The 21,601-nt window shown below is 68.0% G+C and carries 23 protein-coding genes; 6 read left to right on the top strand and 17 right to left on the bottom strand.

What is annotated here, in order from left to right; translation table 11 throughout:
- Positions 1-26 precede the first annotated feature (26 nt).
- Positions 27-1,013 (top strand): agmatinase, encoded by a 987-nt coding sequence (speB, locus tag HWX58_RS09530; protein ID WP_175987401.1) that lies wholly within the window; start codon positions 27-29, stop codon positions 1,011-1,013.
- The gene (locus tag HWX58_RS09525; protein ID WP_175987316.1) at positions 1,010-2,428 is read left to right on the top strand and encodes an amidase; all 1,419 of its coding nucleotides are present in this window, start codon (positions 1,010-1,012) and stop codon (positions 2,426-2,428) included. The genes speB and HWX58_RS09525 overlap by 4 nt, the downstream gene beginning before the upstream one ends.
- Before the next feature lie 25 nt (positions 2,429-2,453).
- Here the strand turns inward: HWX58_RS09525 and HWX58_RS09520 are convergent, their stop codons facing one another.
- Positions 2,454-2,948: a DUF4188 domain-containing protein gene (locus HWX58_RS09520; protein ID WP_175987315.1), complete on the bottom strand. Its 495-nt coding sequence runs from the start codon at positions 2,946-2,948 to the stop codon at positions 2,454-2,456.
- A 70-nt stretch (positions 2,949-3,018) separates the two neighbouring features.
- Here HWX58_RS09520 and HWX58_RS09515 point away from each other — a divergent pair, with 70 nt between their 5' ends.
- Positions 3,019-3,642 (top strand): MerR family transcriptional regulator, encoded by a 624-nt coding sequence (locus HWX58_RS09515; RefSeq protein WP_175987312.1) that lies wholly within the window; start codon positions 3,019-3,021, stop codon positions 3,640-3,642.
- Positions 3,643-3,695: 53 nt separating this feature from the next.
- Here the strand turns inward: HWX58_RS09515 and HWX58_RS09510 are convergent, their stop codons facing one another.
- Entirely contained in the window at positions 3,696-4,298 is a 603-nt protein-coding gene (locus HWX58_RS09510; protein WP_175987310.1) for a biotin transporter BioY, read from the bottom strand.
- 61 nt (positions 4,299-4,359) lie between these two features.
- Here HWX58_RS09510 and HWX58_RS09505 point away from each other — a divergent pair, with 61 nt between their 5' ends.
- The gene (locus HWX58_RS09505) at positions 4,360-4,944 is read left to right on the top strand and encodes a TetR family transcriptional regulator (RefSeq protein ID WP_175987308.1); all 585 of its coding nucleotides are present in this window, start codon (positions 4,360-4,362) and stop codon (positions 4,942-4,944) included.
- 90 nt (positions 4,945-5,034) lie between these two features.
- Here HWX58_RS09505 and HWX58_RS09500 read toward each other — a convergent pair whose 3' ends face one another.
- The 10 genes from HWX58_RS09500 to HWX58_RS09455 all read right to left on the bottom strand — a co-directional run bounded on the left by HWX58_RS09500 (position 5,035) and on the right by HWX58_RS09455 (position 17,656).
- Positions 5,035-5,760 carry an SGNH/GDSL hydrolase family protein gene (locus HWX58_RS09500; protein ID WP_175987306.1) on the bottom strand — a complete coding sequence of 242 codons (726 nt, stop codon included), beginning with the start codon at positions 5,758-5,760 and terminating at the stop codon, positions 5,035-5,037.
- The gene (locus HWX58_RS09495) at positions 5,757-6,929 is read right to left on the bottom strand and encodes a DUF5005 domain-containing protein (RefSeq protein WP_175987304.1); all 1,173 of its coding nucleotides are present in this window, start codon (positions 6,927-6,929) and stop codon (positions 5,757-5,759) included. The genes HWX58_RS09500 and HWX58_RS09495 overlap by 4 nt, the downstream gene beginning before the upstream one ends.
- A gap of 27 nt (positions 6,930-6,956) precedes the next feature.
- Positions 6,957-9,086 (bottom strand): glucosidase family protein, encoded by a 2,130-nt coding sequence (locus tag HWX58_RS09490; RefSeq protein WP_175987302.1) that lies wholly within the window; start codon positions 9,084-9,086, stop codon positions 6,957-6,959.
- Between the two features lie 10 nt (positions 9,087-9,096).
- On the bottom strand, positions 9,097-9,906 hold the full coding sequence (locus tag HWX58_RS09485; protein WP_175987300.1) for a carbohydrate ABC transporter permease: 810 nt from the start codon (positions 9,904-9,906) through the stop codon (positions 9,097-9,099).
- A 1-nt stretch (position 9,907) separates the two neighbouring features.
- Positions 9,908-10,783 carry a carbohydrate ABC transporter permease gene (locus HWX58_RS09480; protein WP_175987298.1) on the bottom strand — a complete coding sequence of 292 codons (876 nt, stop codon included), beginning with the start codon at positions 10,781-10,783 and terminating at the stop codon, positions 9,908-9,910.
- Between the two features lie 8 nt (positions 10,784-10,791).
- The gene (locus tag HWX58_RS09475; RefSeq protein ID WP_175987296.1) at positions 10,792-12,063 is read right to left on the bottom strand and encodes an ABC transporter substrate-binding protein; all 1,272 of its coding nucleotides are present in this window, start codon (positions 12,061-12,063) and stop codon (positions 10,792-10,794) included.
- 40 nt (positions 12,064-12,103) lie between these two features.
- A complete protein-coding gene (locus HWX58_RS09470; protein WP_250646183.1) occupies positions 12,104-13,918 on the bottom strand; it encodes a class I mannose-6-phosphate isomerase in 1,815 nt (604 codons plus the stop codon).
- Positions 13,915-14,805: an ROK family protein gene (locus HWX58_RS09465; RefSeq protein WP_175987294.1), complete on the bottom strand. Its 891-nt coding sequence runs from the start codon at positions 14,803-14,805 to the stop codon at positions 13,915-13,917. The genes HWX58_RS09470 and HWX58_RS09465 overlap by 4 nt, the downstream gene beginning before the upstream one ends.
- Positions 14,806-14,877: 72 nt before the next feature.
- Positions 14,878-15,903: a LacI family DNA-binding transcriptional regulator gene (locus tag HWX58_RS09460; RefSeq protein ID WP_175987292.1), complete on the bottom strand. Its 1,026-nt coding sequence runs from the start codon at positions 15,901-15,903 to the stop codon at positions 14,878-14,880.
- Positions 15,904-16,189: 286 nt separating this feature from the next.
- Positions 16,190-17,656, bottom strand: a complete 1,467-nt coding sequence (locus HWX58_RS09455) for an HNH endonuclease signature motif containing protein (RefSeq protein WP_175987290.1) — start codon at positions 17,654-17,656, stop codon at positions 16,190-16,192.
- Positions 17,657-17,762: 106 nt separating this feature from the next.
- On the opposite strand from HWX58_RS09455, the gene HWX58_RS09450 reads away from it, so the two are divergent.
- Positions 17,763-18,320, top strand: a complete 558-nt coding sequence (locus tag HWX58_RS09450) for a hypothetical protein (RefSeq protein WP_175987288.1) — start codon at positions 17,763-17,765, stop codon at positions 18,318-18,320.
- A complete protein-coding gene (locus tag HWX58_RS09445; protein ID WP_175987286.1) occupies positions 18,307-18,447 on the top strand; it encodes a hypothetical protein in 141 nt (46 codons plus the stop codon). Before HWX58_RS09450 ends, HWX58_RS09445 begins: the two co-directional genes overlap by 14 nt.
- A 25-nt stretch (positions 18,448-18,472) precedes the next feature.
- Here HWX58_RS09445 and HWX58_RS09440 read toward each other — a convergent pair whose 3' ends face one another.
- The 5 genes from HWX58_RS09440 to HWX58_RS09420 all read right to left on the bottom strand — a co-directional run bounded on the left by HWX58_RS09440 (position 18,473) and on the right by HWX58_RS09420 (position 21,546).
- Positions 18,473-18,859: a HicB family toxin-antitoxin system gene (locus tag HWX58_RS09440; protein WP_175987284.1), complete on the bottom strand. Its 387-nt coding sequence runs from the start codon at positions 18,857-18,859 to the stop codon at positions 18,473-18,475.
- Between the two features lie 87 nt (positions 18,860-18,946).
- Positions 18,947-20,470, bottom strand: coding sequence for an ATP-dependent DNA ligase (locus HWX58_RS09435; RefSeq protein WP_175987282.1), 1,524 nt, complete (start codon positions 20,468-20,470; stop codon positions 18,947-18,949).
- A 98-nt stretch (positions 20,471-20,568) separates the two neighbouring features.
- Positions 20,569-20,709 carry a hypothetical protein gene (locus HWX58_RS09430; RefSeq protein ID WP_175987280.1) on the bottom strand — a complete coding sequence of 47 codons (141 nt, stop codon included), beginning with the start codon at positions 20,707-20,709 and terminating at the stop codon, positions 20,569-20,571.
- A 25-nt stretch (positions 20,710-20,734) separates the two neighbouring features.
- Complete coding sequence (locus HWX58_RS09425; protein ID WP_217702973.1) at positions 20,735-21,097, bottom strand: hypothetical protein; 363 nt, start codon at positions 21,095-21,097, stop codon at positions 20,735-20,737.
- 32 nt (positions 21,098-21,129) lie between these two features.
- Positions 21,130-21,546: a hypothetical protein gene (locus tag HWX58_RS09420; protein ID WP_175987275.1), complete on the bottom strand. Its 417-nt coding sequence runs from the start codon at positions 21,544-21,546 to the stop codon at positions 21,130-21,132.
- Positions 21,547-21,601 lie beyond the last annotated feature (55 nt).

The raw sequence follows: 21,601 nt of genomic DNA, 5'->3' as shown, positions 1-21,601 counted from the left end.
ATCCCGATCGGACAAACCCTCAGCGGGTGGCGACCGGTGGCCGGATCGGTCCGGTGGACTCGAGTCTGACGCCGCGGTTCTCCGGACCGGCGACCTTCGCGCTTCTGCCGCGGATCGACGAGGTCTCGCACGCGGATGTCGCGGTGGTGGGTGCCCCGTTCGATGCGGGTGTGAGCTTCCGCTCCGGCGCACGGTTCGGACCCGCCCATGTCCGCGAGGCGTCGCGACTGCTGCGACCGTACAACCCTGCAGCCGACGTCGAGCCTTTCGCGACGCAGCAGGTCGTCGATGCCGGAGACATGTCGATCAACCCGTTCGACATCGACGCGGCGGTCGGCCAGATCGAGGCGGCGGCGCGCGAGCTCAGCGCCGGCGGAGCACGCCTGGTGACGATCGGCGGCGACCACACGATAGCGCTGCCGCTGCTGCGCAACGTCGCGCGCGAGCACGGGCCGGTCGCGGTCGTGCACTTCGACGCGCACCTGGACACCTGGGACACCTATTTCGGGGCGTCGATCACACACGGCACGCCGTTCCGCCGGGCATCCGAGGAGGGCCTGCTCGATCTCACGTCATGCGTCCACGTCGGCACCCGCGGCCCGCTGTACGGGCGCGAGGACCTCGTTGACGATGAGCGACTCGGATTCCAGATCATCTCGTCGGTCGAGCTCGAGGACGACGGCCTGGGCGCCGCGATCGACCGGATGCTGGCGCGGCTCGGCGACCGCCCGGTGTACGCGAGCATCGACATCGACGTGCTCGATCCTGCGCATGCGCCCGGCACGGGCACTCCCGAGGCCGGCGGCCTCACCAGCCGGGAGCTGCTGGCGATGGTGCGGGCGCTGGCGGGGACGAACCTCGTCGGTGCGGACGTGGTCGAGGTGTCCCCGCCGTACGATCACGCCCAGCTCACCGCCGTCGCCGCGTCGCACGTGGTCTACGAGCTGATCTCCGCGATAGCGCCGCGCACGGCATCCTCGAACGACGAGACCTCCGGAAAGGGACACGCATGACGACCGCGATCGAATACTTGTCGGCGACGGAGGCCCTGGCGCGCTTCCGGGCGGGGACGCTGCTCCCGTCTGAGCTCATGACGGCGATCCTCGAGCGGATCGACCGGGTCAACCCTGCACTGAACGCATTCACCGCGATCTACGCGGAGGATGCGCTCGCGAAGGCGTTCGCGGCCGACGAGCGCTACGCCGACGGCACGGCCCGCCCCCTGGAGGGGGTCGCGCTCGCGGTCAAGGACAACGTGCCGATCGCGGGGCACACGGTGACGTACGGATCGGTGCTGTACAAGGACAACGTCGTCAGCGACACACACCCCGGAGTGGAGCGGCTGATCGGGGCGGGGGCGATCGTGCACGCCCGCACGGTGATGCCCGAGTTCGGCGAGGCGGGCAACTGTTACACGCCGCTGTGGGGCGTGACGCGCAATCCGTGGAACACCGAGTTCGGACCCGGCGGCTCGTCGTCGGGCGCCGGGGTGGCGCTCGCGGCGGGGATGACGACGATCGCGGACGGTTCGGACATCGGCGGGTCCATCCGCATCCCGGCATCCTGCTGCGGTGTCTACGGGTACAAGGCGCCCTTCGGGCGTAATCCGAACGATCTGCCCAACACCTTCGATCCCTACATGCACTATGGACCGCTCGCGCGCACAGTTGCGGACATCGCTCTGATGCAGTCGTTCATCTCCGGCCGGCATCCGCTGGATATCGACACCGTCGCGGAGAAGGTCGACTACACCGACATCCGCGACGTGAAGGGCTGGCGCATCGCATACTCCGTCGATCTGGGCTATTTCCCGGTGGACCACGAGGTGCGCGCGAACCTGATGCGCATGGTCGAAGGACTGCGCGCGCTCGGCTGCACGGTCGAAGAGGTGCAGCTCGACTGGGACACGCGCGTCTTCGACGGGTGGCTGGCGACGAACTCGAGCCGCGGGTCCGCCGCACGCTTCGTGCCGGAGTTCGAGCGAGACCGTCATGCACTGGCCGACTACACCGAGGACATGATCGCGCACGGGCGCGGGCTCAGCGTCGACGATCTGCGCGACGCTCTCGAGACGCACGTCGACATGTACCGCACGATGGGACCGATCCTGGATCGGTATGACGCGTTCCTCTGCCCGACGACGGCTCTGCCGTCAGTGGGCGCCGACCGCTCGCCACTCGATCTCGGCATCGAGATCAACGGGGAGGTCGTGCCGCCGAAGATCGCCGAGGCCTGGTTCATGACGTATCCGTTCAACATGCTCAGCCAGTTGCCCGTTCTCAGCGTGCCGTCGGGCACGTCCGAGCACGGCATCCCGACCGGGGTGCAGATCGTCGGTCCGGCGTTCGCCGACATGAACGTGCTGTCGGTCGCGGCGGCGCTGGAGGAGCAGGTGCATCGGACGGACTTCGCACCGCTCGCGGGGTAGTCGATTCGGCTGCGTTGCCGCGGATCTATGCCGCATCCGCCACCGTACGCCCCTCGTCGAATCGCGCCCGCGCGCGATCCACCCGGCTGCCCACCGCGATGCGCTCTGTCGCCTTCGCCAGGCCCATCTCGCGCGTGGAGACGTAGATGCTCTCGGCGCGTTCGACGCGGAACGTCTCGTGCCAGACGCCCATGACGCCCGGCGACTTCCGCGCCGCCTGGTTGAACGCCGTCCACGCCGCGCGGTGCTTCTGCGCCGGGGCCGTCGAGTACGCGTACAGCTTGTCGGCGGATGACCAGTACTGCACGACGTACGGGCCGCCGCGGCCGAAGAGCAGCTCGTAGCCGAGGAAGCCCGAGTCCTTGTCCTGCGACAGTTCGCGCAGCATCCCGGGCATCGCCAGGAATGCCGGCATCCACACGTCCGGCCGCCACCAGCGGTTGATCTGCATCCCGATGTGGAAGACGACGAGCTCGCCCTCGTGATGATGCGTCATACGGCCCATGATGACCTTCGACATGGTTCCTCCTTGGTTGGATAGCGTCACTATCCATAATGGATAGCGTTACTATCGATGTCAAGAGGTGACCATGAAGATCTCAGAGCTTTCGGCGACGACCGGCGTGGCGGTGCCGACGATCAAGTACTACCTGCGCGAGCAGCTGCTGCCGGAGGGCGAGCGCAGTTCTCCGACGCAGGCGTCCTACGGTGAGGCGCACGTGAAGCGGCTCGGTGTGATCCGTGCGCTCATCGCCGCCGGCGTGAGCATCGCCGAGGTGCGCCGCGTTCTCGACACGCTGGACAACCCGCCGGAGAGTGCGCATCTGCTGCTCGGGTCCGCGCACGCGGCGATCACGCCGCCCGTGGACGACGAGCTCGACCTGACCCTGGCGGAAGAGGTCGCCGCCGGTCTCGGATGGCGGCCCGGGCTCTGCGACGACGCCGTGCTGCACGCCCTCGCCCGCGCGCTCGACGGACTAAAGTCGGCCGGCTTCGACGTTCCCCGCGATGTCATGCCGGCGTATCTGAAGGGCATGCGCGAGATCGCGGATGCCGAGATCGCCGGCGTTCCCACCTCGTCGGCCGAGGCGGCGGTGCAGTACGTCGTGCTGGGATCCGCGCTCGTCGAACCGCTGCTGCTGGCGCTGCGGCGCGTGGCGCAGCAGGTGGCGTCGGCCGAGCGCTTCGGGGAGGGCTCCCCGCCTTTCGAGTGACGCAAATGACCCCATTCCGTCGGGAGATGGGGGCAATTGCGTTACTTGAACGCTCAGCCGCGGGTGCGATGGACGATCCGCCAGGTCGCCGGCAGCAGCGCGGACATCGCGATGATCTTGATCGCGTCGCCGATGAGGAACGGAACGACTCCGAGCGTCAGCGCGGTCGCGAAGTCGACGCCGACGAACGCGGCCAGCCACGGGACGCCGAACGCGTAGATCGTGAGCGAGCCGAGGGCGGCGAGCCCGAGGGTTTTCCAGACGTTCCGGTCGGAGCGGCGACGGGCGAGGATGCCGACGAGGAGCGCAGCCGCGACGTAACCGAGGATGTACCCGAACGAGGCGAATGCCCAGCCCGCGGATCCGTTCGCGAACAGCGGCACCCCGACGACGCCGAGCGCGAGGTAGAGCCCGGCGCTGGATGCTCCGCGCAGCGGGCCGAGCGCCGCTCCGGTGAGCAGCACGGCGAATGTCGCCAGCGAGATCGGCACCGGAGTGAACCACAGCGGGATGGCGATGTACCCGGCGACGGTGATGAATGCGGTGCCGGCGAGCGTGAGCAGCACGTCGCGGACGAGAGCCCGCTGCCGCGAGTCGGCGGGGATGAGATCGGCGAGTACGGGGACGCGGCCGATGCGGGCTGCGGGTGCGGACATGGGTTCCTCCAGAACGATCCTGAACACTGTTCACCTGAACGGTGTTCTGTACGATAGCAGGATGAACGCCGCGTCAGCATCCGCCCGCAACGACAAGAGCGCTGTCCTTGCCGCCGCCATGCGCGTGCTCGCCGAGAACGGACTGCCCGGGCTGTCGATGCGCCGCATCGCCGACGAGCTCGACGTGCAGGTCAGCGCGCTGTACTGGCACTTCCCGAACAAGCAGGCGCTGCTCGCGGCCGTCAGTGCGCAGATCGTCGGCGCCAGGTTACCCGGCGGCGAGATGGATGCTGTCGCCCGTGCTCTGCGCGATCGGCTGCTCGCCCATCAGGACGGCGCCGAGATCGTCTCGAGCTCGCTCGCGCTCGAGCTGCTCGACCTCCCGGCTCGCACCGCGCTGGCGGCCGCGGCTCGGGCCGGCGGGTTGGACGAGGCGGCTTCGCAGGTCGCTGCCGACACGATCGTGCACTACGTCATCGGCTACACGTTCCATGAGCAGCAGCGCGTGCACGCCGCCGTCGTCGGCGCTGTGGATGCCTCGGCCGACCTCTCCCCGTCCGACGTCGACCGGCGCGGCGACGACTTCGAGGCCGGACTCGCGATGGTCGTTGCCGGCGTGCGCGCCGCGGCATCCACGCGGCGCTGACGCCGCTGCGCCGCTCGGTTTCGCGCCACGCGGTATGGGTTTCGTCGGGTTCGATCGATCAGAACCGACAGAACCCATACCGCCTGCGACTCAGGCCAGCGGCCACTGAGGATGCCGCGCCACGGCGATCCGACCGGTGAGGTCGGCCACCACCCGCGACTCCTCGGCATCCAGTCCGAGTGCGCGCGCCATCTCCAGCGCCATCAGCGCGTGTCCGGCCGCATTCGGGTGGAACGCGTCGTCGAGCAGACCCCACGGCGTCCCCTCGTTGCCCGGGCCCGTGCCGGCCGAGAACTCCGCGAATGCAGCATGGATATCCACGAGGATCGCATCCTCAGCCGCGGCGACCGCACGCATCGTGTCGGCGAACTCCCCGAGCCGATCCCGATCCGGAGCATGGTCGAGGTCGACGAAGGGCGGCGTCAGCAGTACCGGAACCGCCCCGATCTCGCGCACGCGCGCGATGAATTCGGTGAGACCGGTGCCGAACTCGGCGGACGAGACGACCGGATCCACCCAGGTCGTCGAGCAGTCGTTCGTGCCGATCATGATCGTGACGACATCGGGCTGCCAGGTCGCGACGCGGCGCTCGAAGTCCTCCAGGATGAGCGGCATGCGCCACCCCGAGATCGCCGTGTTGATCACGGCATCCTGCACGCGTCCGAGATCCCCGCGGATCAGCTCGTGCAGGTGATCGACGTAGTTGCGCGCGCCCCGCGTGTGCAGCAGACCGTGGGTGATCGAGTCGCCCGTCATCACCCAGGTCAGCGGCCGGCCGGATGCCAGCAGATCCTGCAGTCTCGACGCGTCGGTCATCTGCCCACTTTCAGTTCGACGTCGATGAACCGCGGCCGGTAGATCGACGCATCGTCGTATACATCGCCGACGTTATCGAACGTGTTGACGTTGTACGTCACGAGGAGCCGGTTGCCCTTCCGAAGGTCGGGATGCTCGTGCGCGTTGTACGTGAACACGTCGGCGTCGCCATACGAGCCGAGTGCGCCCGTCTCGGGTGTGCGGTACACCTCGACCGGGTCCGAGAAGGGGCCTGTCGGCGAGCACGAGGTGCGCGCGACGATCCGCGTGCTGAACAGCTCGGACGTGTCCTGCGTGATCATCAGGTACCCGTCGCGGTACTTCGCGACGCTGAACTCGTTGGCGACGTAGGGGGCCACGGGCACGGCATCCGCCTCGTCCGTCGACCAGCCGGTGCCGTCCCAGTACGTCCAGGTGCCGGCGAGGCCCGACCCGTCGGTGGTGCGGGCGACGTGCGCCGAACGGATGCCGCCAGGGTCGGCGATGCCGTAGATGTACGTGGTGCGTCCCTCCTGGAGCGTCCACGAGCCCCAGTTGATGCCGGTGGCCGACGGCAGATCCGTGATCGATTCGAGCTGCAGCGTGTCGCCGTCGAGCGTGGCGAGCCGGTTCGCGCTCCAGCCCCAGTCCCACTGGCCGGTGCCCGTGCGGGTGAACTGCAGCAGCGGAACCTGCACGGTGTGGTGCTTGCCGGTCGCGGGGTCGCCGATCCAGTACCAGCGGCCGTCGTCCTCCGGCGGCACGATCGCCTCCGGAGCATCCGCTGTCCCGCCGGTGATCGTCTGCATGCCGCGGCGCGACTCGACGACGATCGAATTGTTCACGAATGCGGAGTCGGTGGGCCGCGACCCGTCGGGGTTCACGGTGCCGAGGAACGTGTCGGAGAAGAACCAGCCCGTCTTGCCGCCCTTGAGCGGCAGCGAATACGTGCTGTCCGCGCCGGTCCACGCCCCGCCGGTCTCGGCGTAGTCGGTGAACTTCGCGGTCAGCGGCTGATTGACGGATGCCGTCGCCGTCAGCGTCTTGCCCGCCAGCGAGCACTGGCCGTCGCCGTGCCCCTGTCCGTGCCCGGCCGGTGCGACGGTCGCGCTCGCCGGAGCCGCGATGAGCGCGCCCGCCAGCAGGGATGCCGCGGCCACTGTTCCCGCAATCGTTCTGATGTTCTTCATGACCACTCCTTCGTGATGTTGCTTCTTTCAGGGGGAGGGGGATGCCGTGACCTGGCCGTCGGCGTGGACGTCGTACGTTGCGCCGGCGACGCGGAAGCCGCGGAGGACCGCCGACGGGTCGAGTGCGGCCACGCATCCGGATGCCGTAACCGTGCCGTCCAGCGCCACCGACACTCCGAACAGCGACTCGATGACGAGCTCGATCCACGCCCCCGAGGACGAGCACGCCCAGTCGGTGATGTACGGCAGCTGCGGCGGAGCCTTGCGCGCGCCGCCGCCGATGCCGGGCACGGCCTCCTCCACGAAGTGCGCCTGCCCCATCGGTCCCTGGTTCGCCGTGCGGGCGAGCCCGGAGATCCAGTCCGTGAGCACGCCCGGCGCCCCGAGGGCGGCGAGGGCGCGCCCGGCATCCGCGGGCCATGCCGGGTACGCGCCGTTCCACTGGTGGTCGGGGCGCACACTGTAGCTGGCGTCCGGATCCCACGGCGACAGCGCCCGCATCCAGTTGTCGGTCTGCAGCTCGCGCTGGAAGAACTTGACCATCTCGGCGCGCACCGTCTCGGGCAGGTTATCGGCGATCGTCGTGCCGACGACGCTGAAGTCGTAGCAGTGCCGCACGGGCAGCATCGTGCCGTCCGGCTGTCCGGCGGCGAAGATCCCCTGGCCCGGCAGGTAGCGCGAGACGACGGACGGCAGCAGCTCTTCGGCCTCGGTGCGCAGGGCGGATGCCGCGGCATCCTGCTCCTGCATCGAGATGAGCGACGCGGCGGTCCGCATGTTCCAGACATTCGCGGCGTTGAGGCCCGCGACCTCGTGCGTGTACGAGCTGACGCACTCGAGCAGGTTGTCGATCTCGCCGTAGTCGGCGAGATCCGTGTCGTGGCGCAGCGCCTTCCACGCAGTCGCCCACTCCTGCACCGACTCGGCGATCGTCGCCTCGCCGACCTTCTCGGCGAGGAAGCCCACGTCGCCGGTGATGCGCACGTAGTCGTGCACGAGCCGGATCATGGCGTAATCGTTGACCGAGTACCAGCGACCGACCGGGCCACCGGTGAGCGACGAGGTTCCGAAGTGCGAGTGGATGTCGAGCGAGATCCAGTGTCGGATCTGGCTCCGCATCTCGGCCGGGTCGAGCAGCGCGTGGCTGACCGAGCTGAGGCTGTAATCCCAGATGAAGGTCGTCGTGCCCCAGTAGTTCGGCATGAGGGTGTCGTAGGAGCGGCCGAGGACGTTGCCCTCCCAGTCGCGACGGAACCAGATGACGCCGAGCACGGCCCACCAGTAGATGCGGCGCAACGGCGCGGATGCCGTCTCGAGCACGGGAAGCGCACCGGAGAACTCGTCGTCGTCCGGGGTGAAGGCGGCGGTGAGCTGGCGGTTCCAGAACTCCTCGGCCGCCGCGACGGTGCCCGGGACGTCGGCTGCGACTCGCGCGAACGTCTCGCGCGCGGCATCCGCCGACGTGCCGATCGCGTGCACGTAACCGGTGCGGGCCGATCCGCCCGCGGGGACGTCGAGCGCCACCGTGAGGTCGCCGCCGCGGCCGTTGCCGCCGATGCCGATCTCGAATGCTTCGACAGGCTCAGCAGGCGAAGGCGCGGCCACCCCGCTGAGCGCCGCCTCTCCCTCGACGAGCCCCTGCACGCTCCAGGCCGCGGCATCCACCGAGGAGAACTCGATCGTGCTGTCCACGACCGCCGCGGCATCCGTGCCGGAGGGCGATTCGGCATCCATCCACGCGGACGCCGACCTGGTCACGCGCGCTGCGGCCGACAGGCCGATGGTCACCGTGCGCGTGGTCGCCGACGACACGACGATGTCGATCGCGACGGCCATCGACCCAGGCACGCACACCGTCGTCGTCTCGATGTCGAGATCGCCGAGCGTCGCGCGCCGCACCACCCGGTCGGGCCGCCACTCGTGCGTGACCGGCACACCGTACGAGGCGAACAGGCGCCCGTCGACGAAGAGCACGGCGGTCTGCGTCAGCCCCTGCGAGACGGGCGGGAACTGCACCGCCGACAGCGCGGTGAGGTCGTGATCGACGCGCACGGTGCCGAGCATGTTCGTGAGGCCCGCCGGCGCGATCATGTCGTCGAAGTGGTGCGTGATCGGGTCGGCCGCGAGGTCGTCGACGGTGGGGATGAGAGCGGACAAGAGGTTCCTTTCAGTACTGGCCGAGGGCCAGACCCTTGTTGAAGAACTTCTGCGTGCACAGGAACAGAACGACGGTCGGCAGCGAGACGATCACGGCCGCAGCGAGCACGGTCGACATCTGAGCTCCGCCGTACGTGCTCTGCATGCCCGACAGAGTCGTCACGATCGGCCGGATGTCGTCGGACTGGCTGAGGGTCAGACCCAGCAGCAGGTCGTTCCAGATGAACGTGGCCTGCAGGATGAAGATCGCCACGAGCGCGCTGGATGCCATCGGCAGGTACATGCGGGTGAAGATCTGCCAGGTCGTGGCGCCGTCAAGCACGGCCGCCTCGAACGTCGAGTGCGCGACCCCGGTGAAGAAGTTGCGCATGACGAAGGCGGAGAACGGGATCGAGATGACCGTGTAGATGATGACCATGCCCACCCGGGTGTCGAACATGCCGGTGCGGGAATATGCGTCGAACAGCGGCAGCAGGATCATCTGCAGCGGGAACACCGATCCGCCGAAGATCACGACGAACCAGGTGAATCCGTGCTTGAGCCGAAGGGCGACGATCGCGTACCCGGCGGCTGCACCGATGAGCACGGCGATCGTGGGCGAGACGATCGAGTAGATCAGCGTGCTGACGATGCTGCTGCCCAGGCCCGAGAGCTCGAAGGCCGCTGCGAAGTTCTCGAACAGGTGGAAGTCGGTCGGGATCCACGACTCCTTCGAGGTGAAGGTGAGCGGATCCTTGGCGGCATTGACGACGAGCAGGTAGGCGGGCATCAGCCAGATGAGGCCGAGGATCACGAGGATGCCGTAGCGGAGGGTCTTCATGTCAGAACTCCTTCTTCGGCGACAGCTGCTGGCGCAGATACGTCACCGAGGCGACGAGCGTGATGACGGTCAGGAACACGGCGATCGCGGAGCCGAGTCCGTAGTCGCTGTTGACGAAGGTCTCCTTGTACATCGTCAGCGCCAGGGTCTCCGAGACGGTTCCGGGGCCGCCCTTGGTCATACCCCAGACGATGTCGAAGGTCTTCAGGCTCGCGACGATCGAGAGTCCGACGACCACGGCGGTGAGCGGGCGTAGCATCGGCCACAGGATGCTCGTGAACAGGCGGATGCCGTTCGCGCCGTCGATGCGGGCGGCCTCGAGCGGCTCCTTCGGGATGGCCTGCAGGCCGATCGTGAACAGCAGCGCGTTGACGCCGACGCCCTGCCACGCGGCGGCGATGATCATGACGACCGTGTTCAGCGGAGCATCCAGAAGCCACCGAGGCGGATCCATGATGCCGAACAGGGCGAGCGCCTGATCGAGCGCACCGCCGGACGACAGGATGAACGACCACACCACGCCGACCCCGATGCCGGAGAGCGCGTAGGGGATGAGGAAGGGCAGGCGCAGCCAGAGTCCGCCGCCGAGGTTCCAGGTGAGCAGCGCCACCGCGAGTCCGATCCCGACCGGGATGATGAGCGTTCCGACGACCCAGAGCACCGTGTTCAGGGACGAGGCGAGGAAGTCGCCGTCGGTGAACATCTCGACGTAGTTGTCGAGGCCGATCCAGTCGGGACTGCCGAGGCCGTTGTAGTCGGTGAAGCTGAGGTAGACCGTCCACAGCAGCGGCAGGTAGAGCAGAACCGCGATGAGCAGCACGCCCGGGGCCACGAAGCCCCGGGCGGACCACTGGTACGGCGTCTTCTGATGCGCCATCGGCGGCGTTACTCCTGCTCTGCCCAGTACTTGTCAGCCGTGGCCTGGATCTTCTCCAGGAACGGCATCGGGTCGCCCGGGTTGGCATTGAACGCGCCGAACTGCTCGATCGCCGTCGTGACGATCTCGGTCGGCATCGCCTCGAAGAAGCGGTCGTAGAGCTGGTAGTCGTCTCCGGCGATCTCGGTGCCGAGCTCGGCGAGGGCGGGGTCGGCGACCTCGGCCTTCGGGTTGAACGCGACGTCGCCGTGGGCGGCGTTCCAGGCGGTCTGCGCGCCGTCCGACATCCACCACTCGGAGTAGGCGAGTCCGAGATCCTTCTGCGACGAGCTCTCGGCCACGCAGATCGGGCCGGACTCGACGGCGACCGGCGTCTTGTCGAGGTCGCCGTTGACGGCCGGGATGGCGAACATGCCGTAGTCGTCGGCGCTCATGCCGGCGCCGGCGAGGTTGCCGGCGAAGAACGTGCCGAAGTTGATCATCGCGAAGTCGCCCTGCTTGAGCGCGACGGCCGGGTCGGTCGTGCTGCCCGGGTCGCTGAACCAGCCGTCCTTCTGCTCGTCGAGCCACAGGTTCATGACGTCGACGATCTCGGGGTCGGTGTACTTGACCTCGCCGGTCGTGAGCCCCTGGTAGAGCTCGGGGTCGGTCGAGGCGACGAGGTGCTGGAACCACTGGAACGTGAACAGCGTGCTCGTCTGGTAGTACGGGGTGACGCCGGCATCCTTCAGGGTCTCCGCTGCGGTGTTCAGCTCATCCCAGGTGGTGGGCACCTCGATGCCGTTGTCGGCGAACGCGGCCTTGTTGTAGAACATGATCCAGTAGGCGATGTTCATCGGCACGCAGTACTGCTTGCCGTCGAACGTGTACCCCTTGGCGAGGTCCTCGCTCACCCAGCCCTCGTCGATCGCCTTGGACCAGATGTCGGTGGTCTCGGCGATCAGGCCCTCGTCGACGAGCTCCTTGAGCGACTGGCCGGTGTGCCAGGTGAACAGGCCTGGGGACTTGTTCGTGCGGAAGGACTGCTTGATGAACGCGTCGTACTGATTGGCGTCCGAGTAGCCGGTCGTCTTCAGGTCGATGTCGACGTCGGCCGAGCTCGTCTCGTTGAGGGATTCGAAGTCGGGCTTCCACGCGGCCTTGTCCGTGTAGAAGTTGAGCGTGCCGGTGGTCTCTCCACCGCCGCCCGTTCCGCCGGACCCGCCGGAGCAGCCGGCCAGGGCTGCTCCGGCCAGGACCAGGCCGGTGACGGTGATGGCGATCTTGCGTCGCGAGATCATGGGAACTCCTTTGTTCATGCTGTTGTCGGTGTTTCGGGATTCAGTCGTCGCTCGTGCGGGATCCTCTGACGTACGCCTTGAGGGTGGCGAGGCGCTCGCTGCGGGTGTGCTCGGTGCGCTCGATCCGGTAGGCCCCGACGGATGCCGGGATGATGAAGGTCTCCGCGTAGTGGATGACGAACGGGTCGAACGCGCCGGTGGGGCTGATCACGCGGGCCTCATCGCCCTCGACGAGGTTGAGGACGTTGACCGTGCCGTCGGTGTCGTGGTCGGCGCCGGTGGTGAACCAGTGCCGGCGCGTCTCGATGAACTCGAGTTCGTGCAGGCCCGTGCGCTCCTCGATCGTGTCGCCGTCGCGGCTGATCTCTTCGACCTGGCCGATGAGGTTCTCGTTCACCCAGTCGGTGTCGCGGTCCCACTGGATGTTGCGGGCGCCGTGGTCGAGATGCACGGGGCGCGGGATGCCGTCGAGCCCGACGCGGCCCCAGTCCCACAGCTTGAACGTGAAGATGAAGGGCGTGGCCGAGATCTCGAGCACCATCGAGTTCGCGCCGGAGCAGTGGATCGTGCCCGAGGGGATCGCGAAGTGGTCGTGCTTGCGGGCCAGGTAGGAGTTGATGTACTTCTCGGCGGGGAAGGGCGTCTCGCCCTGCTGCGCGGTGGCGAGGTCGGCGAGCATCGCATCCTGGTCGATGCCGTTCTTCGTGCCGAGGTAGACGACCGCGTCGTCACCGGCATCCAGCAGGTAGTAGCTCTCGTCCTGCGTGTACGGCATCCCGAACGTGTTCTGGATGTAGTCGGTGAGCGGATGCACCTGCAGGCTGAGGTTGCCGCCGTCCATGGTGTCGAGGAAGTCGAAGCGGATCGGGAACTCCGCCCCGAACCGCGAGAACGTCTTGGCGCCAAGCAGGTCGACGGGCTGCGCGAAGACGAGGTCGAGGGACGGGATCTCGATGACGCCGCCTTCTTCGGCCTCGAGCAGCAGCGAGTTCTCCTCGGGGACGCAGTCGAAGCACCAGGCGTAGTTGTCCTTGGAGGGGTCGAGGCCGATGAGCGACTTCATCCACTGGCCGCCCCATATACCGGGGTCGAAGAACGGCACGACGCGGAACGGGCGGGTGGCGGCATCCTGCAGGGCCGCGCGGAACGCGTCGCCCGTGATCATGCCGGCCTCCGGCGAGTCGGGGTGCGGCTCGGCGGGGGCGATGGCGTTGCCGTCGAGGACGAAGTCGACGGTGTCGAAGAGGGAGCGCTTGTGGCGGTCGGCGCCGCGCCACTCGACGAAGAATCCGCGCTTGTACTTGCGCAGGTTGTCCTCGTCGGCGTTGTCGGCGCGCCAGTTGGTGGCGCCGGCGCGCTGCCGCAGCTGGATCTCCCAGCGGGCCATGTCGACGAGCACCGTGGCGGTGTCGTGGATGAGGCCCGCCAGGAGTCCAGCCCCCCAGCCGACCACGATCGTGTGGTCGGTGACACGGCCGGCGAGCTCGTCGAGCTTTCCGGCGTCGTAGAAGTCGGTGAGGGTGAAGTGGCTCATGACGCCGAAGACGCGGTCGTCGGTGAGGTTCGGCGCGATGAGCTGCTCGATCTCGGCGACGGGGCGGGCGGCATCCTCGACGTCGACGATCGTCCAGTCGGGGAGCGCCGCGCTGATCTGTGCGGTGAGGGCCGGGACGTCGACGCCGGGGTAGGTGTCGACGAGGAGGATCTTCGTGTTCTCGGCCGCCTTCTGCCACGCGGGTGCGCCGCGGAGGATGCGCTCGCCGGCGGGGAGGGGCACGGTGGGCTGCGTGTCGTAGCGGCCGCGCTGGGTGTGCCCCTCGTGCATGTCGCTGATCGGCTGCCTGGACTCGGTCACGGGTTCTCCTGGTGGTTCTGGTGGGCGAGGACGCTGAGTCCGCGGGCGACGGAGTATTCGGGCTCGGGCGGCACGACGAAGCGCGGGGCGGTCATGGACGGCCAGAGGTGCTCGCGCACGTAGGTCTCGATCGGGGTGCGGACGGCGTCGCCGGCGCGCAGGATGCCGCCGGAGAGGATGACGACGCTCGGGTCGTACATGTGGCAGAGGGTGACGACGGTCGCGCCCCAGACCCGGAGGAATGCGTCGCGGGTCTCGGCGTGGGCGTCGGAGGCGAACAGGTCCTTGACCGTGCCGATCCCTGAGCCTGTCGAAGGGTGAGGGGCACTCCCCTGCAACGCCCAACTCGACGCCAGCGCTTCCCCGCACCCGACGTTCCCGCACGGGCACACAGGCCCGTGGATGTCGACGGTGGTGTGGCCGCCGAGGATGCCGGCATGCCCGGTGACGCCGCGCAGCGGGATGCCGTCGATCATGGCGGCGGTGCCGATGCCGGTGCCGAGCGTGATGAGCACGGCGTCGCGCTCGCCGGATGCCGAGCCGGTGGAGGTCTCGCCGATGAGGGCTGCGCGGGCATCGTTCTCTATGACGGAAGGGAGACCGAATTCGCGGTGTGCCCAACCCCGCAGGTCGAAGTCGTTCAGGAAGCCGTACTTGTCGTTGGCGTGCAGCATGCGGCCGGATGCCGGGTCGACGACGCCCGGGACGGCGATGCCGACCGCGGTCGGGGCGCCGGTGCGCTCGATGAGCGCGCGGGATGCTGCGACGGCGGCGTCGAGATCGGCGGTGGTGCCGGTGACCGAGATGCGGTCGGATGCCAGGATGCTGGCGCCCTCGATGACGGCGAGCTTGATCTCGGTGCCACCGAAGTCGATGCACAGCTCCATCGCCACACTCCCATCTGATTGATTGGTAACGTTACCAACACCTGCAAGGGGTGTCAACACCTTTCCGCCCGTCTACCGCAGGTGCATCCGCAACTGCACGGGCAGCTCGACTTCACGCGTCGCGCCGCCGTCGCCTTCGGCATCCAATCGGTCCAGGAGCAGGCGCGCGGCCGTGCGCCCGAGTTCCCGCGGGTCGTGATCGATGACGCTGATCGGCACCGGCGAGAGCTCAGCGAGCTCGAAGTCGTCGAAGCTCATGATCTCCGGGTATGCCGACGCGGGCTTGAGCCCGGCGCCGAGCTGACGGCTGATCTCTTTGAGCGCACCGATGGCGTTGCGGTTGTTGGCGCAGAAGAGGGCTGTCGGCGGGTTCTTCATCCGCAGCAAGGCGCGGGTGGCCTCGCGGGCCTGGTCGACGGTCTGCTGCCCTGCGGCGATGAGGGCCGGGTCGATCGCGATGCCGCGCTCCTCGAGTGCCCGGATGAATCCGGCGTGCCGACGCTGCCCGGTGAAGATCGAGAGCGTGTTACCGAGGTAGCCGATGCGGGTGTGGCCGGAGTCGAGCAGCGCCGCTGTGCCGCGGTGGGCTCCGTCGTCGTCGGCGAGGACGACGCTGTCGGCATCCAGTCCGTCGATGCGGCGCGATGCCTGCACGACCGGGACGCCCTGAGCCTGCGAGGCGGCGAGATGATCGGGGTCGGTGCTCGCCGGGACGACGATGAGCCCCTCGACTCGGCGCCCGAGGAAGTCGCTGACAAGGGCGTTCTCGCGTGCGGCATCCTCGGACGTGTTGCCGAGCAGGATGCGCCGGCCGGTGAGCGCCGCCTCCTCTTCGACGCCGAGCGCGAAGGTGCTGTAGTACGGGTTGGCGATGTTGGTGATGGCGACGCCGATGAGTCCGCTGGAGTGGCCGGGGCGGATGCTGCGAGCGTTCTCGTTGCGGTGATAGCCGAGTTCGGCGACGGCCGCGAGGACGCGTTCCTGCACGTCGGGTTTGACGTTGAGTCCGCCGGAGAGAGTTCGCGAGACGGTCATCGGGCTCACGCCGGCGTGCTGCGCGACCTCTTTGATGGTCGGGCGGTGTGCCCGTGCGCTCATGCCCTGCCTCCCGCTCCGATGAGGGAACGTTACCAGTCTCGGCTCCGGGGTGTGCTGGTGCCGGATGCCACGGATGCCGCATCCACAGTCTCACGCGAGGTGTCGCGTTGTGCTGCCTCGGCGCACGGAAGGCGACGCATTGCGTCACCTGCGTCGGATGCTGAACCCGATTCCGGTCGCGAGGTGTCGCGTTGTGCTGTCTCAGGACGGCCGGGGCGACCATTCGCGCCACCTGGCCGGCCGCACGGCAACGTCGACGACGCGTTCACGCCCCGCCAGCCACGGCTCACCCTGCCGGGCGGAATCTTCGCGGCGGCGGATCGATCCCCGCCCACGCATATGTGAGCGGAAGGGGCCTTTGCAGAATGATCGCCTTTTCGCCCAACCTGTCACCGGGTGGATGGAGAGCGAAGTTGCTTTTCCCGTCGCGTGTGATCCGCCACCCGTGGTGATGCAGGTTCATATGATGAAACCGGCACAGCAGGATCCCGCGATCGATGTCGGTCCGCCCACCGTCCGCACTCCATTCGTCGATGTGGTGCGATTCACAGTACGACGACGGCCGGTCGCACCCTCGCCACATGCAGCCGCCGTCGCGCAGGGCGAGCCCGATGCGCTGTCGTGTCGTGAACAGGCGCTGCTCGCGACCGACATCGAGAGGGTTGCCGCATCCGTCGACCGTGACCGGGACGTAGCCGCTGTCGCAGGCGTGCTGATCGGCGACAGCGGCGGGCAGAGTCGTCAGGCCATCCTCGGTGTGCGATGTCGTCGCGTCGACGACGCGCACGAGCCTGACGCCGGCCTGCCGAGTGCCGAACACCGTCTCGGCGTCTGCCAGGGTTCCGGCCCTCAGAACATCGAGAAACAGGTCGTACGTGAGCTGGTCATTGGTCCGCTCGTCGGCGGTGAGGTCGGCGGCGCGTTCGCGCTCCGCTGAGTCGACGAAACGCGGCCCGCCGCGCCGCGGGCGCAGAGCATTGTCGCGCATCGTCTGCGCCAGCAGCCAGCCCTCGTCGTCGAAGAGGAACGAGCCGCGCCGGTTGCCGTCGGCATCCATCCACAGCCGGACGCTTCGGCGCTCGAACCTCTCCAGGAAACGGCGATGCGCGCCGTCCGGGTCGAGTCGATCCCGCACGGACCTGGCGGTCTGTCGAAGCTCATCCAGCGACACCGTCACAGCTTCCGCGATCAGTTGCTCTGCCGCGAGTGTCCACGCCGCAGCCGCTGCCTCGGCCGCTGAATCATCAGCACCCTCCGCAACCACGGGCTCCCCGAGCCCCTGCCGGATGGCGTCGTTCTGCGCCGCGGTGATCGTCTGCGCGAGCAGCGCCGCGCCGAGCGCAGCATCCCATGCCAGCGGCGGAGACTTCTCGCTTGCAGTGCCGAGGAGTTCGTCGACCACTGGCTCGGGCACGCTCAACAGTGATTCCCCGACGCGCACCTTGCGCGCAGCATCCGCCTTGCCCGCGCCCGTGAGCTCTTGCACGAGCGACAGCGCCGTGCGGTGCCCGCGCGACTGCGCGAGGCCCGAGTGCCCGGCATCCCGTGTCGAACGCGTCGCGATCACCCCGACGGCCGCCACCTGCACGAGCTCGGCGCAGCGCATCAGCGCTGCCGCCGTCTCGGCCAGCGTGACGGCATCCGCATCGCTCAGCAGCGCGATGCGAGTCGCGACGTCGTGCGACTCGACGTCAGCCCCGAGCACTGCGACCAGCGCTGTCGCGCGGGCTGTGATCTCGGCTGCGAAGGTCATGTCTCCAGTATCGCGAGGGCCACCGACATTCGAAGAAAACTACGATCGGATATGCGGCTGACCCGCACTTCTGCCACGCTTGCCGCATGGAACCCGAGCTCCGCCCATGCGCGCGCGATCCTGGCCGTCCCTGCTGATCGGGGTCGCGGCTGCAGCTGTGATGCTGTTCCCGGCGTTCTCCTACGGCCTACGGCTGCCCTTGCAGAACCCGTGGAACAGCCAGGTGACCGAACCGGAGGACATGCCGTTCGCCTTGCTGCCGCTGAGCCAGTACTTCGCGATCAATGTGTTCGCCATGCTCGTGATGGGCGGCGTGATCGCGGGACTTGCGATGCGGCTGATGCGCCGTCGATGGATGCCGCGAACCGGCGCCGCGGCGCTGGGAGTGCTGCTCGTGCACGGGATGGTGTCGGTTCAGGCGTTCGTGGTGCTTGCCGGCGGCCTCGGCGTCGGGGACGGTTCGGCGGACGCGCGCCAGGTGCTCTACTTCGGTGGGGTGCTGGGCGGGGTGGCCGTCGGCATCCTGTTCGCGCAGCTCGGACTGTGGCTGACTTCGCGGGCGTCGGTAATGCCGGCTCTCGGGATCGTGCTCGCGGCGGTTCCGGCTTCGAACTGGGGGCGCCTCGCGGTCGTACGCGCTCGGATCACCGGTGTTCGACGGTGACCTCGGCGTGATGGCACCTGCGGGAACACAGGTTTTCCCGCAGGTGCTGGCGGTGTCGTGGCAGCCGGCGGTGGTCGCGCTCGTGATCGGCGTGATCGGCGTCGTCGTGCGGATGCTGGTGGGCTGATATTCGCGCGAGTAGCGGGCCGGTGTCAGCGCGAAGAGACCAGTTGATGCGCTCGTTGATGCGACACGTGCAGGATGGCGCCGATATCGCGCACGGGAACGTCGGCCTCGGACAGAACATGGGCGAGCTCGCGCGCGTGGCGTGATGCCGACCTCTCCAGCTCTGCGGCTCGGGCGCGTTCGTCGGCGATCGTCGCGACGCGCTCGGTGAGGTTGTGGACCTTGCCGATGGGATCGAACGAGAGGTTCACCGTCACATCGTCGAGCGGGAGATCCTGCGACGCAGCAATGTATTCGCGTGCCATCTCGGTCGCCTCGCTGAGTCGGCGGGCTTGGGTGAGACCGTCGATTGCGGGGATGCTCACCATCCACCACTTGCCTTCGCGAGTGGCGGTCGCGTCGTACGTGGTCATCGGTTCAGTCTATCTCTCTAGACTGAAATGGTCGAGGGGTTCATGAGACATGAGGCCGACGGTAGGCGCGGGGTCGGAAACGGGTGCTCACTCCCGCAGCAACCCCCGCAGCGTCTGGATCGTGTCGGCCTCGGCGGCGGTCTTGTCGGGCCGGTAGCCCTTGACGCGGGCGAAGCGCAGGGCGATGCCGCCGGGGTAGCGGGGCGAGCGCTGCACGCCGTCGATCGCGATCTCGACGACGAGCTCGGGTCGCAGGAGCACCGCGTAGTCGGACCGCGAGGTCTCGTACTCGGGGAACGTCGACGTCTGCCACTCCAGCAGCGCATCGGTGAGCCCCTTGAAGGTCTTGCCGACCATGACGAAGGCGCCCGGCTCGCCGAACTCCCCCGACGGGTCGCGCGCGCCGAGATGCAGGTTCGAGAGCTTGCCGCGTCGCCGCCCTGATCCCCATTCGGCGCCGAGCACGACGAGGTCGTACGTGAGGACCGGCTTGACCTTGATCCAGGATTTTCCGCGACGCCCGGCTGTATAGGCAGAGTCGATCGCCTTGACGAGCACGCCCTCGTGTCCGGCGGCAAGGGCTTCGCGGGAGAGCTCTTCCGCAGCATCCGGATCGGCGGTGACGGTTCCTGGCATCCGCCACTCGCCGGCGACGCGGTCGAGCTCTTCGAGCCGCGTCGAGAGGGGCTCGTCGAGCAGGTCGCGTCCGTCGACGTGGAGCACGTCGAAGAACCAGGGGCGCAGCGCGATCTCGCGCGAGACGTCGGCGCCGAAGCGCGACATGGTCTCTTGGAACGGGCGCGGTCCGCCGTCTTCGTCGAGCGCGAGCGTCTCGCCGTCGAGGATGAGGTCGTGGGCGGGCAGGGCGCGCACGATGTCGACGATCTCGGGCACGCGATGGGTGATGTCGGCGAGGCTGCGGGTGTAGACGCCGACGTCGTCGCCGTGGCGGTGCACCTGGATGCGGGCGCCGTCGAGCTTGTATTCGACGGATGCTTCGCCGGTGAGCTCCAGTGCGGCGGTCGTTGTCGCGGCGGTGCCGGCGAGCATGGGGAGGACGGGACGCATCACCTCGAGACCGACGTTCTCGAGGTCCTCGGGTGTTCTGGTCAAGGCGAGGACCGCGGTGGTGCCGAGGTCGCCGGACAGCATCGCCGCCCGTCGCACGGTTGCAGGCGGACGATCGGATGCTTTCGCGATCGCGTCCAGCAGGACACCGCCGAGCGCCCCGGTGCGGAGCTCGCCGAGCATGGCGCGGGCGAGGAAGTCCCACTCGTCCGCCGTGGCTGCGCTCGCGAGAGCACGCAGCGTCTCTGATCGCGCGCCGGCGGATCCGGCGCCGGAGGCGTGCGCGAGCTCATCGAGCGCTCGGTCGACGTCTGCGATCGTCAGGGTCGCGTCGGTCGCGTGCGTGACCTCCAGCGCTGCGATACCGCGCCAACCGACGCCGAGGCGCCCCTGCCGCGGCGAGGCGAGCAGCAACCCGATGAGGGCCGGCAGCTCGTCGGGCGCAGCATCCCGCAGCAAACGAGCGAGCGCGTCGATCTTCGCCAGGCGCGACGTGGTCGCCGCGACCTCGCGCGTGGTGTCGACGAGCTCCGAGAGCTTCATGGAGAGATTGTCGCACCGGGGTCGGACGTTCGGGTGGGCGATCGCTCACGGTGACTGATCACATTCAGTCAGGGCGACGTGTTGGAAGCATCAATCCATCAAGCGTCGTCGGCGAACGAGAGCGGTTCCGGCAGCTCCACGCGTGGGGCGAGCGTGGGGGCGCCGCTTCCCGCGAAGGCTTCGGCGAGCCAAGTGCCGAACCCGAACTCGCCGTCGAATGGCTCATGCGATGTCTGCATTGACCAACCGACCTCTTTTCGACGCTCAGAACGCGTAGGCGACCTGATGGAGACCGTGTCGGGCGGTCGCGCGCTCTGAGGCGGAGAGTGTGACGGTGACGGGACTGTCGTGCAGCTTCAGGAATTCCACGTACATCGCCATCGAGATGGCCTCATGGATGGGTTGCACTGGGGACGCCTCTTGAGCACCCGTTCCAGCGGTGAGTTCGATCAGCGCCAGCCAGTCGGGGAACGCAACGAAGACGTTCGCGCGCCCGCCGAATGCTGCGACGCGTTCGAATACGACCGTGAGGTCGTCATCAGGGAGCGCCACCACGATGGGGCGGGTGCCGTCCTGAGCAACCACAGGCAGGGGTTCAACGGCGGACCGACGTGCGACGGTCTTCATCACACGACGAGTCGCGATATTGCGCACATCCATCAGTGTTCACCCCCGCAGTTCTGATCGTGGCGATCCTGAACCAGGTCGTAGCCCCGGTCGAAACATTCTTGCACGTCGACTTGGGAGTACAAGGGCCGTAGATTCCGGGAATCATGGGGCTTGCGATGACCCGTTACGTGCTCATAAAAGTAGCCGTGACCTGTGTCGCAGGAGTATTGCTCTTCCCACCCGTCGAGGTCTACTCGTTTCGCCCAGACGATCGCGAAGTAGATCAGCGCGAAGTCCGCGTAGATCAAGCGCTGCACGATTCGACATCCGCAGATGAGATCCGTCGGGTACGTCTCTTCGCGGTGGTTTTCGCCGGAGGGCGTCTCGTAGAGCTCGGCCTCGCGCTGGCTTCGGCCTACCGCGCGCGCACGCTTTGCGTTCTGCATCCGCTCTTGTTTGCGCGCCATGCGTCGGAGGTTACCGATGGTCTCCGACGTTCCGGTTGTCTCCTGCACCGATCTC

This window comes from Microbacterium tenebrionis (assembly GCF_903645325.1).
Taxonomy (GTDB): Bacteria; Actinomycetota; Actinomycetes; order Actinomycetales; family Microbacteriaceae; genus Microbacterium; species Microbacterium tenebrionis.
This window is presented reverse-complemented; position numbering and strand designations above follow the sequence as displayed.

What these genes read in the sequence shown, in the direction of transcription:
- HWX58_RS09525 (WP_175987316.1), top strand. Translation starts at nt 1,010, where the DNA reads ATGACGACCGCGATCGAATACTTGTCGGCGACGGAGGCCCTGGCGCGC.
- HWX58_RS09520 (WP_175987315.1), bottom strand. Translation starts at nt 2,948, where the DNA reads ATGTCGAAGGTCATCATGGGCCGTATGACGCATCATCACGAGGGCGAG.
- HWX58_RS09515 (WP_175987312.1), top strand. Translation starts at nt 3,019, where the DNA reads ATGAAGATCTCAGAGCTTTCGGCGACGACCGGCGTGGCGGTGCCGACG.
- HWX58_RS09510 (WP_175987310.1), bottom strand. Translation starts at nt 4,298, where the DNA reads ATGTCCGCACCCGCAGCCCGCATCGGCCGCGTCCCCGTACTCGCCGAT.
- HWX58_RS09505 (WP_175987308.1), top strand. Translation starts at nt 4,360, where the DNA reads ATGAACGCCGCGTCAGCATCCGCCCGCAACGACAAGAGCGCTGTCCTT.
- HWX58_RS09500 (WP_175987306.1), bottom strand. Translation starts at nt 5,760, where the DNA reads ATGACCGACGCGTCGAGACTGCAGGATCTGCTGGCATCCGGCCGGCCG.
- HWX58_RS09495 (WP_175987304.1), bottom strand. Translation starts at nt 6,929, where the DNA reads ATGAAGAACATCAGAACGATTGCGGGAACAGTGGCCGCGGCATCCCTG.
- HWX58_RS09485 (WP_175987300.1), bottom strand. Translation starts at nt 9,906, where the DNA reads ATGAAGACCCTCCGCTACGGCATCCTCGTGATCCTCGGCCTCATCTGG.
- HWX58_RS09480 (WP_175987298.1), bottom strand. Translation starts at nt 10,783, where the DNA reads ATGGCGCATCAGAAGACGCCGTACCAGTGGTCCGCCCGGGGCTTCGTG.
- HWX58_RS09475 (WP_175987296.1), bottom strand. Translation starts at nt 12,063, where the DNA reads ATGATCTCGCGACGCAAGATCGCCATCACCGTCACCGGCCTGGTCCTG.
- HWX58_RS09465 (WP_175987294.1), bottom strand. Translation starts at nt 14,805, where the DNA reads ATGGAGCTGTGCATCGACTTCGGTGGCACCGAGATCAAGCTCGCCGTC.
- HWX58_RS09460 (WP_175987292.1), bottom strand. Translation starts at nt 15,903, where the DNA reads ATGAGCGCACGGGCACACCGCCCGACCATCAAAGAGGTCGCGCAGCAC.
- HWX58_RS09455 (WP_175987290.1), bottom strand. Translation starts at nt 17,656, where the DNA reads ATGACCTTCGCAGCCGAGATCACAGCCCGCGCGACAGCGCTGGTCGCA.
- HWX58_RS09450 (WP_175987288.1), top strand. Translation starts at nt 17,763, where the DNA reads ATGCGCGCGCGATCCTGGCCGTCCCTGCTGATCGGGGTCGCGGCTGCA.
- HWX58_RS09440 (WP_175987284.1), bottom strand. Translation starts at nt 18,859, where the DNA reads ATGACCACGTACGACGCGACCGCCACTCGCGAAGGCAAGTGGTGGATG.
- HWX58_RS09435 (WP_175987282.1), bottom strand. Translation starts at nt 20,470, where the DNA reads ATGAAGCTCTCGGAGCTCGTCGACACCACGCGCGAGGTCGCGGCGACC.
- HWX58_RS09430 (WP_175987280.1), bottom strand. Translation starts at nt 20,709, where the DNA reads ATGCAGACATCGCATGAGCCATTCGACGGCGAGTTCGGGTTCGGCACT.
- HWX58_RS09425 (WP_217702973.1), bottom strand. Translation starts at nt 21,097, where the DNA reads ATGAAGACCGTCGCACGTCGGTCCGCCGTTGAACCCCTGCCTGTGGTT.
- HWX58_RS09420 (WP_175987275.1), bottom strand. Translation starts at nt 21,546, where the DNA reads ATGGCGCGCAAACAAGAGCGGATGCAGAACGCAAAGCGTGCGCGCGCG.